This window comes from Rhodococcus sp. ACS1, from assembly GCF_002300155.1.
Lineage (GTDB): Bacteria > Actinomycetota > Actinomycetes > Mycobacteriales > Mycobacteriaceae > Rhodococcus_F > Rhodococcus_F koreensis.
The window spans coordinates 355,156-369,019 of sequence record NZ_NSDZ01000005.1 but is presented as its reverse complement, the minus strand read 5'-3'; the positions used below and the strand labels follow the sequence as shown (position 1 = coordinate 369,019).

Sequence of the window (13,864 nt, the reverse complement as noted above, 5' to 3'; positions counted from 1 at the left end):
TCCTAGTCCCTGGCGGTGTCCCAGGTGGTGACCGCCCAGATCACGACGACGTCGAGTGCGATGATCAGAATCGACCACAGCGGGTAGTAGGGCAGCCACAGGAAGTTGGCGAGGATCGACAGCGCGGCGATGCAGACCGCGACGACGCGAGCCCACGTGGCGCCCGTCATCAGTCCGATCGCGCTGATGGCCAGGACGACGCCCAGCACGATGTGGATCCAGCCCCACGCGGTGGTGTCGAACTGGTAGGTGTACTGGACGCCGATGACCAGCAGGTCGTCGGACGCGACTGCGGCGATGCCCTGGAAGAACGAGATCACGCCGACAGTCAGCAGTAATATCGCCGCTGCCAGTGAAGTTCCTGCTGCAAAACCCTGTTTCACAGGGCTGTCCGTCCTGGACTCCGGGGTAGTCGTCATGTCCATGCCCTTCTCGAAAGTGTGTTTGCGAACAGTCGAATCGTCCGGCCCCCAGCGGTGGGAGGCATCATCCGCGCCGGGTGATCCTCATCTGCAACGGATGATGTGACGCCGACGCGCCGGTGCAAGAGTCGAATCGGGGCATCCCGGAACCCCGGCGTTGCGAAGGGACACGCGATGATCGATCCGCAGGACGTATCCGGCGCGGAGCCGGACTCTCGGTGGTCGATGCCGCGGGGCCTGATCGTGATCCTCGGACTGGCCGCGCTCGTCGTCACCGTGGCCGGGATCCAGGTGGCGGCACCGATCCTCGCCCCGATCTTCCTCGCCCTCATGCTCACCGTCGCGGTCCATCCGCTGCCCGTATGGCTGCACAGGAAGGGCGTGCCGGCGTGGCTCGCGACGATCGCCGCGATCCTGGTCGTCAACGGCATCCTCGTCGTACTCGTGCTGTCGCTGGCGCTGTCGGTCGCGCAGCTCGCCACGCTGCTCCCGCAGTACGCGGACGACTTCACGTCCCTCATCGACGACGCCGAGAGCTTCCTGAACAGCAACGGCGTGAACTCCGCCAGCGCCCAGACCATGCTCTCCCAAGTGGATTACGCCACGGTGTTCGGTTTCGTGGACGGCATCCTGCAGGCGATGCTGGGAATCTTCTCGAACCTGCTGTTCCTCGCCGCCCTCCTGCTGTTCATGGCGGTCGACGGAAGCTCCTACGGTTCGCGGATGGGCATCGTCACGCGGATGCGCCCCGACATCGCCACCGCCCTGTCCGCCTTCTCCCTCGGCACCCGCAAGTACCTGGTCGTGACCACCGTCTTCGGATTGATCGTCGCCGTCATCGACACCGGGGCACTGTGGGCACTGGGGATTCCGCTGCCGATCCTGTGGGGCCTGCTGTCGTTCATCACCAACTACATCCCGAACGTCGGCTTCGTTCTCGGACTCGTCCCACCCGCCCTGCTCGCGCTGCTGCAGGGCGGTCCGGGACTGATGCTGACGGTCATCGTCCTGTACAGCGTCATCAACGTCATCATCCAGTCCGTGATCCAGCCCAAGTTCGTCGGGGACGCCGTCGGCCTGTCCGTGACCTTCACGTTCCTGTCGCTGGTGTTCTGGACATGGATCCTCGGACCGCTCGGCGCGATCCTCGCCATCCCGCTGACGCTGATGGCGAAGGCACTTCTGATCGACATCGACCCGTCCACGAGGTGGGTCAACACGATCCTCAGCAGCTCTCCCACACCCCCGGCACCGGCCACCACCCCCACCCCGCCACGACACGAGAAGGAAGAACCATGACACCCGACTTCTCCGACACCACCGATTTCGAGGACGCCGACCGCGGTTTCGTCGACCGTCTCGACCCCTGCACCGTCACGGACGCGGACGGTCGCGCGGTGTGGGACATGCAGGAGTATGCGTTCCTGTCCGGCGACTGCCCGGACACGGCCGACCCGAGTCTGTGGCGGCAATCGCAACTGTGCGCGAAGGACGGTCTGTACGAGGTCACCGAGGGCATCTACCAGCTACGCGGAATCGACCTGTCCAACATGACGATCGTCGAGGGCGAGACAGGTGTCCTGGTGATCGACCCGCTCATCTCGCAGGAGACCGCGGCCGCCGCGCTCGCGCTGTACCGGAAGAACCGGGGCGACCGGCCCGTCACCGGCGTCATCTACACCCACTCCCACATCGACCACTTCGGTGGCGTCTTCGGCGTCCTCCCGGACGGTCGCGGCGACGTCCCGATCCTCGCCCCCGAAGGGTTCCTCGAACACGCGGTCTCCGAGAACATCTACGCCGGAACGGCAATGGGCAGGCGCGCCACCTACATGTACGGACCGCTGCTGCCCAAGGGTCCGCGCGGGCACCTCGGTGCGGGGCTCGGAACAAACACGTCGACCGGCAGGCCGGGGCTGATCCCGCCGACCGTCGACATCACCCACACCGGTCAGGAGGAGACCGTCGACGGCATCCGGATCCTCTTCCAGGTGACACCGGGAACGGAGGCGCCCGCCGAGATGAACTTCCTGTTCCCGGACCACCGGGCACTGTGCATGGCGGAGAACGCCACCCACAACCTGCACAATCTCCTCACGTTGCGCGGCGCACTGGTCCGCGATCCCCGCGCCTGGTCGCGGTATCTCGACCAGGCGATCGAGATGTTCGACGGCGGCTACGACGTCGCGTTCGCGTCCCACCACTGGCCGACGTGGGGTCGCGACCGGGTGGTGAAATTCCTGTCGGAGCAGCGCGACCTGTACCAGTACCTGCACGACCAGACGCTGAGAATGCTCAACGCGGGACTGACCGGGATCGAGATCGCCGAAAACTTCCCGCTGCCGCCCGCCCTCGAATCCGCCTGGCATGCGCGCGGGTACTACGGCTCGGTCAGCCACAACGTGAAGGCGATCTACCAGCGGTACATGGGCTGGTTCGACGGCAACCCGACGTCGCTGTGGCAGCATCCACCCGAAAGCGTGGCCACCCGCTACGTCGAGTGCATGGGCGGCCAGGACGAGGTCCGGTCGAAGGCGACGCAGTACCTCGAGCGCGGAGACCTGCGGTTCGCGGCCGAACTGCTCAAGCACGCCGTGTTCGCCGACCCCTCCGACGACGCGGCCAAGGACCTGCTGGCCCGCACGTACGAGCAACTCGGGTTCGGCGCAGAGAACGCGACGTGGCGCAACTTCTACCTCACCGGGGCACTCGAACTGCGCGGCGGCATCGTCGCCCCGCCGCTCAGCGACCTCGGCGCGGACATGCTGAGCGCCCTGACGATCGACCAGATCTTCGACTCCGTCGCCCTCCGCATCAACGGCCCGCGGGCCTGGGACGCGACCCTCGTCGCGGAGTGGCACTTCACCGAACCCGAAGCGCACTACCGGACGACGTTGTCCAACGGCGCGCTCATCCAGACGGTCGCGCCGAGGACGCCGACGCAACCGGACGTCACGCTGACCCTGACGAAGATGCAATTGCTCGCCCTGTTCGCCGGCCGGGGTCTGGAGGGCATCGAGGTGACGGGTGACCCGTCGAAACTCCTCGCCCTCACCGAATTGCTCGACCCGCCCGACAACGCGTTCCCGATCGTCACGCCGTAGGCGCTCCGCGCCCGTGCGCCTTTCTGGTTGTTCCAGCTACCAGAAAGGCGCACGGGCGGCGGAGCCGCCTATCCGAAGTCGACGATCGCGAGGTTGCTCGGAAGCTGATCCGTCCGCGGCTCACCGCTGGGCAGTTTTCCCTGCAGGAACTGCCCCGACAGGTAGTCGTCCGCGTCGAGGATCTGCTTCGGCGCCACCTGCCCCTCGTATTCAAAGCTGTCGAAGACGTACGGCAGGGAGTCGGCGTAGAGCAGGCTCGGGCCGTTCATAAGCTGGAAGTGCAGGTGCGACGCGTTGGCGTTGCCGGTGTTCCCGAGTTTCGCGAGGGTGTCGCCCTTCGAGACCTTGTCCCCGGGCTTGACGAGCAGCGAACCCTCGATGAAGTGCGCGTACATCGCGTAGACGCCGCCCCCGAGGTCGAGGACGACGTGGTTTCCGTCGACGTTCTCGACGGTGAGTTTCGCGGCGAGTTCCGGCACCTCGGCGGGCAGTGTGCCCGGGGCGTTGGCGGGCACGTTGTCGAGCGTGGCCACGACCGTTCCGTCGGCGACGGCGTACACGTCGGACCCGTAGTCGACGTAGCTTTCGTTCTTCGTCCGGTCGCCGGTGTAGAACTCGCCCTGGTCGTTGGTGCGTTTCCAGTCGATCGCGAACCGCTGACTGTTGTTGATCTTGCCGTCGACCGGGAGCGGCGACGTCCGGTGCGGGAAGCCCGGCAGGCAGCAGCCGTTGAGGGCAATCCAGTTGTCGCCCTTCAGCGGTGGCGAGATGACGCGTGGGGTCCCGGCATCGATGTCGAGGGCGGTGGTCAGATAGTCGACGGCGGACGGTTCCCGCGACGACGGGGCCGCGGCGGCGCTGCCGTAGAGGTGGTGGAGCACCGCCTTCGGGGCCTGATCGAGCGAGTCGAACGTGTAGTCGACGAACACGATGCGACTTTCCTGCGGCGGAATCGCCGTGGAGGTCGCGGCCGGCGCGGTGAGCATCCGCAACCGGTTGCAGTCGCCGTACGGACAATTCGGCTCGACGAGCGCCGCACCGGAGAACGACGCGATCACCTTCGACGGGTCGGTCCCGTCGACGATGTCCAGTTTGTCGAGGGTCGCCGGGACGGGTGTCGCGTTCGTCAACTGGAGGTCGTAGGCGACGTGGTACTTCCCGTCGGTTCCCGGGAACGGGAAGGTCGGATCACCGATCGGGGTGAGGATCAGTCCCGTGTAGGCGTCGGGCACGGTGACCGCGCCGGTCCCGCCTGCCGTCGTCGGCGACGCGCTCGTCTCCAGCGCATCGTCGCTGGTCGAGCACCCCGCAGCGACGAGTGCGATCGACATCATCAGCCCGGCCACTGCCAACTTCATGGTCACTCCATTCAGGCACTTCGCCGCTGCCGTGTGCTCTCCGACGTGGCCATGGTCCGCCGATCCGCCGGCTACGGATTCACCCGTCTCGTGTGAACTTCGGATTGCTGCCGGTTTGCGGAAACCACGTTCATCCACACAGAACACCGGGTTCTCGCTAAAATCATCGCACCGGCTTACTGCGTCGGAGATTGACGTTTGTCGAAGATCGTTTCTCGGTGCAGCGAGAATTGGGGGTCGGCGTGGCGGCAGCACCGCTCGGGGAATTTCATCTGAGTACTCGAATACCTTCGAGTGCAGGGGGTCGAACGGTCACCCGGACCCGCCTGCACACCATGCTCACCGACGCGCTCACCGACGAGACCCACCCCTATCCGGTCGCGCTGGTCTGCGCGCCTGCCGGGTCGGGAAAGACGCGGGCGGTGGCCGACTGGGCGCGGGAGTTGCTGGCCGCCGACGACGCTCCGACCATTGCCTGGCTCACGATCGAGGAGCGGCACAACGACCTCGACGTCGTCCACCGGGCGATCCTCCGCGCGCTCACCGACTCCGGAAATCCTCGTCTGCAGAAGGCGTGCGCCGGGCTCGTTTCCGAGTCACCGGACCTCGGCGCCACATTGTCGGCCGCGTTGCACGAACTCGGCGAGAACATCTGGATGATCATCGACGACGCCCATCTCCTGCGCGACACCGACGTGCTCACCGACCTCGAGTCGTTCATGCGCTGGCAACCACCGATGCTGCGGACGGTCATCGTCGGACGGTTCGAGCCGCCGCTCGCGCTGCAGCGGCTTCGCCTGGACGGCAGGCTGTTCACGCTCACGGCAACGGATCTCGCCTTCACGTCCGACGAGTCCGCCGAGATGCTCGACGAGCACGGCGTGGTGCTGTCCCCGGACGATCTCGACGCCCTGATGGTTCGCACGGAGGGCTGGGCTGCCGGAATCCGGCTGGCGGGAATGTCTTTGGAAGGACATCCGGATCCGAGCCGATTGATCGCCGAGTTCTCGGGCGACCGCCGGGCCGTCGCCGACTATCTCATCGAGGAGGTCCTCGCCGGCCAGACCGACGAGATGCGCGAGTTCCTCCTGCGCACGTCCGTCCCCGTCTCGTTCACGGTCGAACTCGCCGAGAAACTCACGGGCTGCACCGACGCGCACGGCAACATCGATTGGCTCGAGCACCACAATTTCCTGATCAGCCGGATCACCGAGAACCCCACGCACTACCGCTACCACCCGCTGCTGCGCAGCTATCTGCGCGCGGAGATCAGCCGGATCGGCCACGTCGAAGTCGAGCATCTCGAATTGACGGCGGCCCACTGGCACGACGAATTCGGGGATGCACTGCTCGCACTCGAACACGCGGTGAACTCCGGTGATCACGACGAGATCGTGGCTCTGCTGGCCCGGACGTCGCTGCCCCTGATCATCGGCGGCCACGGCGAGGCCGTCGACCGGATTCTCACGAGGGCGCCCCGTGCGTCGCAGGACCATCCGTCGGCGCGGCTGCTCCGCGCCGCCGCCGCGCTCGCCTCGGGAAACATCCCGGTGGCCACGTCCACCCTCGAACTCCTCGACCGCAGGAAGTCGGGGCTACTGGTGGACGGCGCCACCGAATCCCGGGTGCACCTGCTGCTCCGCGAATCGCTGCGGGTGCAGACCGCGATCGGCACCGGCGACATCGAGACCGCGCTGAAGCGGCTGCAGAGCGTGGGCGGCGGATCGAGCGGCGACCCCGATCTCGACGCGTTCGTCCTGCTCCAGGAAGGGCGTGCGCTGCTCTTCCTCGGACGGGACGACGAGGCGGAGGCCGTGCTCGGGAGGTCGCTCGCGCACGCGAGGCTCGGCGACGCACCGTTGAGCGTCATGTACTGCCTGGGGACTCTCGCCGCCGTCTCGATGTCGCGGGGGGACGTCACGGTGGCGTCCGAACTGGTGGACGAGGCCCTGACGATCGGCCGGACGCAGTCGGCGACGAGCGATCCGACGTTCCAGTTGACGAAGCTCATCGACTCCTGGTGCCGCTACATGCGGATGGACCCCGACGCCGCCCGCGTCGCCGCCGAATCCGCCGAGGCGTTGCGTCGCGCGAGCACCGGAACCGCCGGTCTCGCCGACGGCGCCGCGGCCCTGTTCGGTCTCGACGAGTCCGAACACCGGCACGGTTCGGTGACGATGGTGCATGCGGACAGCCCCGTGTCGTCCGCGCTGCCGATGCCGCCGGGAATCCGGGCGGTGCTGCTGCCCGCCATCCAGTACGCGTATCTGTCCGCCGGTGAGATCGGGTGGGCGCACGAGTTGGCCACCGAGGCGCAGGCCATCCTCGGGCCCACCGGCGACACACCCCTCGTCGAGGCGATCATTCACCTGCACCTGCACCGCCTCGACCTGGCCCGCCGGACGATCCAGCCGGTCCTGGACGGTGAACTGGAATGCGCCGCGGGCACCAACCTGATCGCGGCGTGGCTCGTGGACGCGTCGATCGCGCTTGCCCGCAAACATGATTCGCGCGCCCACAGCGCACTCACCGAGGCGTTGCGTCTCGCGGAGCCGCAGTCGGTGCTGCGTCCGTTCCACGACTGCGGACCACAGATCCGGGATCTCCTCGTGCGGAGCACCGGCCGGTTCGGGGTCCTCGAACCGTTCGCGGAGAGGCTCCGCGCGTCGTTTCCGCGGTCGGAGAGCACGGCATCCGACATGCTCACTCCCCGTGAACTGGAACTCCTCGTGGAGCTTCCGTCGTGGCGCACCGCCGAGCAGATCGCGGCCGACCTGTGCGTGTCGGTGAACACGGTGAAGACGCATCTGCGCGGGATCTACCGCAAACTCGGCGTCACGTCCCGCCGCGACGCGATCGCCGCCGCGCAACACAACGGTTTGCTCTGAGACGGTTCACCACTTGCGGGTGAGGCGCGTCGCCGTTCCGTCGGTCACCCTGAAATCTACGGCTGACCGAGTTCTGGAACGACGATGCGAATGAAGGAGCCCGCCGTGGTGCGTCCTGAATCGAACTGGCCCGGCAAGGTCAGGTACGCCTTCCTGATCAGCGGCGCCCTGTCCGATCGGGTGCTGGCGGCCTTCCCCGAGTTGGACGTCTCGGACGTCACGACCGGTGACACGACGCTCTACGGTCCGGTCGACGGCCCGACGGATCTCCGGGGCATGCTGGCCCGCTTCGACGCGCTGGGACTGACCGTCATCGAGATGCGCAGGCTACCGGACTGACCGGGCGTCGGGGTTCAATGGGGAAGGGTCCCGGGAGGCGGTGAAGCCGAGTGAGCGGCGAGTTCGAACCGGGCACGGTGTTTGCCGGCTACGTGATCGAACGGGTTCTGGGACGAGGCGGGATGGGCACCGTCTACCTCGCCCAGCATCCCAACCTGCCGCGCAAGGTCGCTCTCAAACTGCTCGACACGTCGTGGACGAGCGACGACTACGTCCGGTCGCGTTTCGAGTCGGAAGCGGACCACGCCGCCCATCTCGACCATCCCAACATCGTCACCGTCCACGACCGCGGCCGCGAGGGCGGCCGGTTGTGGATCGCGATGCAGTACGTTCCCGGCGTCGACGCCCGGAGAGCGCTCAATTCCGGGGCACTGGACGTGGAGCGCGCCGTGCACATCGTCAGCGAGACCGGGAAGGCGCTCGATCACGCGCACGAGGCGGGGATCCTGCATCGCGACGTGAAGCCGGCGAACATCCTGCTCGCGCCGGGCGACCCCGAACGTGTGCTGCTCACCGATTTCGGCACCGCCAAGGCCCTGGACGAGACGCATCAGCTGACCCGCACCGGGATGCTGGTGGCGACGCTGCACTACGCGGCGCCCGAGCAGATCGAGGGCCGGAAACTCGACCACCGTGTCGACATCTACGCGTTGGGCTGCACGTTCTTCCATCTGCTCACCAACGAACCGCCGTTTCCCGGGACCACCGCGTCGTCGGTGATGCACGGTCATCTGAACGGGCCGATTCCCAAGCCGAGTGTGGTGCGACCCGGGCTGCCCGCCGGTGTCGACGCCGTCGTCGCGCGCGCCATGGCCAAGGACCGCGAGGAGCGCTACTCGACGTGTCGTGAGTTCAGCGACGCCGTCCACGCGATCGAGTGGGACGGGCCGGGCAGTGTCACCCGCCCTGCCGGCCTCGCCGACTCCGCGGCGACCACCCGGACGAGCCGTCCCGCCGTGACCCGGCCCGACGCCGAGCCGGGTGCGGAGCCGACGACACCGACAACGGTCGCGGGCCGGTGGCGGCGCACACGCTGGCTGCTCGCCGCCCTTCTGGCGGTTGTCCTCGTCGCCGCCGCTGTCGCCTATGTCGTCTGGCCTGGCGAGGAGTCGGCCGACAGGCAGGTGGTGCTCCCGCTGACCGGCTTGCAGGGCCCGGCCGGGCTCGCGGTCTCGGGCAGCGGGAACCTGTACATCGCGGACAGCGCGGCCAAACAGGTTCTGGAGGTGCGCGCCGGGTCCTACGAGCAGACGGTTCTTCCCTTCACCGGACTCGACGTTCCGCAGGGAGTTGCGGTCAGCACGTCCGGCGACGTGTACGTCTCCGATCTCGTGACCAACACCGTGACGATGCTGCACGGCAGCACCCAGGTACCGATGCCGATCGGCGGGCTGAACCAGCCGTTCGGAATCGCGCTCGGACCGGATGGAACGCTGTACGTCGCGGACACGCTGAACAACCGGGTGATGGCCCTGCGCGACGTCACCGCCGCCCCCGTCGCGGTACCCCTGACGGTGATCGGGCCGTTCGCCGTCGCCGTCGGTGAGCAGGGCGATCTGTACGTCGGCACGCCCAACAAGGTGCTCGCGTGGAACGCTGCCACCCGCGCCCAGAGCTTCCTGCCGTTCACCGACCTCCAGAGCGTCGGTGGTGTCGCGGTCGACGACGAAGGAACCGTGTACGCGATCGACCAGAACCACAATCGGATTCTGCGGCTGCCCGCCGGTTCGGACGAGCAGGAGGTCCTCCCGTTCACGGGCCTGGACCAGCCGGAAGGGATCGCCGTGTCGAGCCGGGGCGATGTGTACGTCGCGGACACCGACAACAGCCGGGTGGTCATGCTGCCCGCGGGCAGCTGACCGCTCAGGCCTGGCGTGCCAGGTCGAACCCGAACGATTCCGCGACCGCCTCGTCGACCCGGCCGTGGTGATTGGCGAGCAGTTCTTCGCGTTCGTTCGCGGAGAGACCGCCCCAGATGCCGTACGGTTCACCGACACTGAGCGCGTGCTCCCGGCACTGCACCAGCACGGGGCAGCCGCGGCAGATCATCTTGGCGCGGAAGTCCCGCATCTCGCGTGCCCGGCCGCGTTCGCGGTCGGGGTGGAAGAAGGTGGACGATTCGTAGCCGCGGCACGCGGCGTCCCTCTGCCAGTCCCACACCTCGGCGACCGGAATGGGAAGACTCAACCGATTGGACATTGCACTCCTCCAGATACTCGTGAGCCGTTGTGTGCGAGCCCGAGAACTCGTTCCCGGGCCAGATCGGCGGCGCCGACGATGCCGACGTTCGCGCCGAGTTCCGCTAGTCGCACCTCGGCGACCGGTCGATGTGCGCGTCCCGTGAGACGGTTCTCGAAAGCGGCGGCGGCGGGACCGCGCAGCAGTTCACCGGCCTCGCAGACTCCCCCGCCGATGATGAACAGGTCGGGGTCGAAGAACGCGGCGATGTCCGCCATGCCGTGTCCCAGCCAGGAACCGATCACCCGGAAACATTCGAGCGCGGCGGGGTCGCCGTCCTGTGCGGCGGCGGTGACGTGCAGGCCGGTGATGGCGTCGGCCCTGCCGCCTGCGCGGGCGAGGAGGTCGGCGGCGAAACCGGGCGACACGTTCGCGAGGTCCTGCGCTTCCCGGACGAGTGCCCGCCCGCTGGCGTAACGCTCCCAGCAGCCGTGGTTGCCGCAGCCGCACCGGCGGCCGTGCGGTTCGACGTTGAGGTGCCCGAACTCCGCGGCCACCCCGAACTTGCCGCGGTGGAGGACGCCGTCGACGACGATACCGCCGCCGATCCCGGTTCCCACGGTGAGCACGACGACGGTCTGTCCCGTCCGCCCGGCCCCGAAGCGCGCTTCGCCCCAGGCGGCGGCGTTGGCGTCGTTCTCCACCACCGTCGGCAATCCGCACGCCGCTTCGACCACCGCACCGAGCGGTTCGTTGCGCCAGGCGAGGTTCGGGGCGAACAGCACGGTGCTGAGGTCGGCGGCGACGAAGCCTGCCGCGCCGATGCCGACGGCCTGGACCGGGTGGGTATCGGCCAGATCCCGGACGAGTTCGGCGATGACGTTCTCGACACCGCGCGCATCGTGGGACGGGGTGTCACGACGCACCATCCGGTGGATGACTCCGTCGGTGTCGACCACGCCGGCAGCGATCTTCGTGCCACCCACGTCGATGCCAATTGTCAGAGCCATGTCTCGTGTCCTCTTCAAATCTACGAGTGAGCGGTGTCACGCTGACACTAGAGGACCTTTGGCTCGTTATCAATACGTACTTTGGTTTTTCTGAGAACAAAGTGCTGGGTATGTCAGCACCGATCGGCCGCTTCCCGATCTCATCCCCGAGGAGTGATCCGCATCCGCACAGGTAGGAGGAATCTGAGATCGCGATCGCCGAATCGCACGAAGGAGGATTCGATGAGCTCCCCATGGTCGATCGAGCCGGCAGGCCCGTAGCTCGTGCCCGGCGCCCACCAGCAGCCGGAACCGGGCGAGACCGGCACCCGGCGCATCGACTGGCAATGGCGGGCCGCGGCGCTGGGCGCCGTCGACGCCGCGCCGGCCGCCGCGGTCACCGCCGCCGTCGCCGTCCCGTCGGGTGTCGCGCTGGCGGTGGGGGTGCTGCCCGCGGCGATCATGGGACTGCCGCCGACCCGACGGGCGCGGGCTGCACTGATTCTCATCGGGATCCTGACCGGGCTGCCGATGGTGCTGGGCTCACTCGTCGCCCACACACCCCTGCTGGCGATCGTGGTCGTGTTCACCCTCGCAGTCGGTGCGGCGGCGCTCGCACGGACCACCGTCGCGAAGCGGCGAAACCTCGGCAGGGTCTTGTCGACGCTGTCGGTGCCGCTGGTCGGAGTCGGGCTCAGCTACGACGACCCGGCCACAGCAGTCGGACTCGCCGTGCTCATGATCGGCGGTTCGGTGTTCGCGTATGTCGTTTCGCTGCTGCTCCCCGAACATGCTGCCGTCGCGCCCGTTCGGCCCGGGACCGCGATCACCCTCGGGTACGGCGTCCGACTCGGCGCCGCAGGCGCGACCGCCGCCGCGATCGGGTTCACCCTCGACCTCGACCACGTCGGCTGGGCCTGCGCAGCAGCACTTCTCGTGATGCGTCCCGACACCGACGAACAGGTGACCCGCATGGCGGGACGGATCGCGTCGATGCTCATCGGGGGCACGGCGGCCGTGCTCGTCGTCGGTGCGACTCCCGCCGACTGGGTCTACAGCGCCGCCGTCGTCGCGGTCGTCGCGACCGCCGCGGCAACCCACCGCAGTCGCTGGTACGTGACCTCCACGTTCACCACGTTCCTCGTGTTCGTCCTGCTGCTGTATTCCGATCCCGAACAGGCCGGATACCGCTTCACCGAACGGCTTTCCGAAACCGTGCTCGGCGTCGCCATCGCGTTCCTCTTCGGCATCGCCGTCCCCGCCCTGGGGCGTCGGACGCAGTCGTCCCGCTGACGGGGGCGGAATGTTCGACGGACGAACGGGACGCTCGTTCGATCTGACGCAACGAGCGTCCCGTTGGTCCGGAGTGGGCGTGGACGCCGGACGCCCGAGTGGACAAGCCCTGTGATCTGCGCCATAGTTCTCTCCCGTCGGCACAAGCCGGCACGCCCCTGACACTCGGATCGTCCGGCACGTTCCTGCCGGTGGAGGGATTCATTTCTCATGGCAACAATCACGTACGACCGCGCGACCAGGCTCTTTCCCGGGTCCGACGTCCCCGCCGTCGATCAACTCGACCTGCACATCGAGGACGGTGAGTTCCTCGTCCTCGTCGGCCCGTCCGGCTGCGGAAAATCCACGTCGCTGCGGATGCTCGCCGGACTGGAGGACGTCGACGGCGGCCAGATCCTGATCGGCGGCCGCGACGTCACGCACGCCGAACCCAAGGATCGCGACATCGCGATGGTCTTCCAGAACTACGCGCTCTACCCGCACATGACCGTCGCCGAGAACATGGGCTTCGCCCTCAAACTCGCAGGCACCGACAAGTCCGAGATCCGCACCCGCGTCGCGGAGGCCGCCGACATGCTCGACCTCGGCGCCTACCTCGACCGCAAACCCAAGGCACTCTCCGGCGGCCAGCGGCAGCGAGTTGCCATGGGCCGCGCCATCGTCCGGCAACCGCAGGTGTTCCTGATGGACGAGCCGCTGTCGAACCTCGACGCGAAACTGCGCGTGCAGACCCGTACCCAGATCGCCCAGCTCCAGCGCCGCCTCGGCACCACCACCGTTTACGTCACCCACGACCAGGTCGAGGCCATGACGATGGGCGACCGTGTCGCCGTCCTCAAGGGCGGCGTGCTGCAGCAGTGCGCCTCCCCCCGCGAGCTCTACCGCCGGCCCGCGAACGTGTTCGTCGCCGGGTTCATGGGCTCACCGTCGATGAATCTGTTCACCGTGCCCGTCACCGACGGCGGCGTGCTGATCGGCGACCAGCTGGTGCCCGTCCCCCGCGACGCCCTGACCGCGGCGGGCGGGCGTGAGGTGATCTTCGGGATCCGGCCCGAGCACGTCGAGATCGCCGATTCCGGCGGACTGAAACTCGAGATCGACGTCGTCGAGGAGCTCGGCTCCGAGGCATTCGTGTTCGGCCGCACCACCGTCCACGGACGAACCGAGAACCTGGTCGCGCGCGTGGACTGGCGCAACCCACCCGAGAAGGGCCAGGTCGTGCACGTCCGCGTCGACGAGGCACACGCGCACCTCTTCGCCACCGACGCGGCGGGCGAGCGCCTGGTGCGCTGA

Annotated in this window: 11 protein-coding genes; 7 read left to right on the top strand and 4 right to left on the bottom strand. The window is 67.8% G+C overall.

Annotated features, from left to right (window positions below; genetic code table 11):
• Nucleotides 1-2 precede the first annotated feature (2 nt).
• The gene (locus CJ179_RS22430; protein WP_083395660.1) at nucleotides 3-425 is read right to left on the bottom strand and encodes a hypothetical protein; all 423 of its coding nucleotides are present in this window, start codon (nucleotides 423-425) and stop codon (nucleotides 3-5) included.
• Nucleotides 426-596: 171 nt separating this feature from the next.
• On the opposite strand from CJ179_RS22430, the gene CJ179_RS22425 reads away from it, so the two are divergent.
• Nucleotides 597-1,721: an AI-2E family transporter gene (locus CJ179_RS22425; RefSeq protein ID WP_095862936.1), complete on the top strand. Its 1,125-nt coding sequence runs from the start codon at nucleotides 597-599 to the stop codon at nucleotides 1,719-1,721.
• Nucleotides 1,718-3,526, top strand: a complete 1,809-nt coding sequence (locus tag CJ179_RS22420) for an alkyl/aryl-sulfatase (RefSeq protein ID WP_095862935.1) — start codon at nucleotides 1,718-1,720, stop codon at nucleotides 3,524-3,526. Before CJ179_RS22425 ends, CJ179_RS22420 begins: the two co-directional genes overlap by 4 nt.
• 68 nt (nucleotides 3,527-3,594) lie before the next feature.
• On the opposite strand, the gene CJ179_RS22415 is transcribed toward CJ179_RS22420, so the two are convergent.
• Nucleotides 3,595-4,884, bottom strand: coding sequence for a M23 family metallopeptidase (locus CJ179_RS22415; RefSeq protein WP_095862934.1), 1,290 nt, complete (start codon nucleotides 4,882-4,884; stop codon nucleotides 3,595-3,597).
• Between the two features lie 335 nt (nucleotides 4,885-5,219).
• On the opposite strand from CJ179_RS22415, the gene CJ179_RS22410 reads away from it, so the two are divergent.
• The 3 genes from CJ179_RS22410 (at nucleotide 5,220) to CJ179_RS22400 (ending at nucleotide 9,970) form a co-directional block, all read left to right on the top strand.
• On the top strand, nucleotides 5,220-7,772 hold the full coding sequence (locus CJ179_RS22410; protein WP_095862933.1) for a LuxR C-terminal-related transcriptional regulator: 2,553 nt from the start codon (nucleotides 5,220-5,222) through the stop codon (nucleotides 7,770-7,772).
• Between the two features lie 90 nt (nucleotides 7,773-7,862).
• Nucleotides 7,863-8,111 carry a hypothetical protein gene (locus CJ179_RS22405; protein WP_072938116.1) on the top strand — a complete coding sequence of 83 codons (249 nt, stop codon included), beginning with the start codon at nucleotides 7,863-7,865 and terminating at the stop codon, nucleotides 8,109-8,111.
• 50 nt (nucleotides 8,112-8,161) lie between these two features.
• Nucleotides 8,162-9,970: a serine/threonine-protein kinase PknD gene (locus CJ179_RS22400; RefSeq protein ID WP_072938117.1), complete on the top strand. Its 1,809-nt coding sequence runs from the start codon at nucleotides 8,162-8,164 to the stop codon at nucleotides 9,968-9,970.
• Between the two features lie 4 nt (nucleotides 9,971-9,974).
• Here CJ179_RS22400 and CJ179_RS22395 read toward each other — a convergent pair whose 3' ends face one another.
• Complete coding sequence (locus CJ179_RS22395) at nucleotides 9,975-10,310, bottom strand: WhiB family transcriptional regulator (protein ID WP_005253437.1); 336 nt, start codon at nucleotides 10,308-10,310, stop codon at nucleotides 9,975-9,977.
• On the bottom strand, nucleotides 10,295-11,299 hold the full coding sequence (locus tag CJ179_RS22390; protein WP_072938118.1) for an ROK family glucokinase: 1,005 nt from the start codon (nucleotides 11,297-11,299) through the stop codon (nucleotides 10,295-10,297). The genes CJ179_RS22395 and CJ179_RS22390 overlap by 16 nt, the downstream gene beginning before the upstream one ends.
• A 264-nt stretch (nucleotides 11,300-11,563) precedes the next feature.
• On the opposite strand from CJ179_RS22390, the gene CJ179_RS22385 reads away from it, so the two are divergent.
• Both CJ179_RS22385 and CJ179_RS22380 read left to right on the top strand, forming a co-directional pair.
• On the top strand, nucleotides 11,564-12,571 hold the full coding sequence (locus tag CJ179_RS22385) for an FUSC family protein (protein ID WP_095862932.1): 1,008 nt from the start codon (nucleotides 11,564-11,566) through the stop codon (nucleotides 12,569-12,571).
• A 210-nt stretch (nucleotides 12,572-12,781) separates the two neighbouring features.
• Complete coding sequence (locus CJ179_RS22380; protein ID WP_095862931.1) at nucleotides 12,782-13,864, top strand: ABC transporter ATP-binding protein; 1,083 nt, start codon at nucleotides 12,782-12,784, stop codon at nucleotides 13,862-13,864.

Excerpts from the sequence above, each read along its gene's own strand:
- CJ179_RS22415 (WP_095862934.1), bottom strand. The coding sequence starts at position 4,884 with ATGAAGTTGGCAGTGGCCGGGCTGATGATGTCGATCGCACTCGTCGCT.
- CJ179_RS22425 (WP_095862936.1), top strand. The coding sequence starts at position 597 with ATGATCGATCCGCAGGACGTATCCGGCGCGGAGCCGGACTCTCGGTGG.
- CJ179_RS22420 (WP_095862935.1), top strand. The coding sequence starts at position 1,718 with ATGACACCCGACTTCTCCGACACCACCGATTTCGAGGACGCCGACCGC.
- CJ179_RS22410 (WP_095862933.1), top strand. The coding sequence starts at position 5,220 with ATGCTCACCGACGCGCTCACCGACGAGACCCACCCCTATCCGGTCGCG.
- CJ179_RS22405 (WP_072938116.1), top strand. The coding sequence starts at position 7,863 with ATGAAGGAGCCCGCCGTGGTGCGTCCTGAATCGAACTGGCCCGGCAAG.
- CJ179_RS22380 (WP_095862931.1), top strand. The coding sequence starts at position 12,782 with ATGGCAACAATCACGTACGACCGCGCGACCAGGCTCTTTCCCGGGTCC.
- CJ179_RS22390 (WP_072938118.1), bottom strand. The coding sequence starts at position 11,299 with ATGGCTCTGACAATTGGCATCGACGTGGGTGGCACGAAGATCGCTGCC.
- CJ179_RS22430 (WP_083395660.1), bottom strand. The coding sequence starts at position 425 with ATGGACATGACGACTACCCCGGAGTCCAGGACGGACAGCCCTGTGAAA.
- CJ179_RS22395 (WP_005253437.1), bottom strand. The coding sequence starts at position 10,310 with ATGTCCAATCGGTTGAGTCTTCCCATTCCGGTCGCCGAGGTGTGGGAC.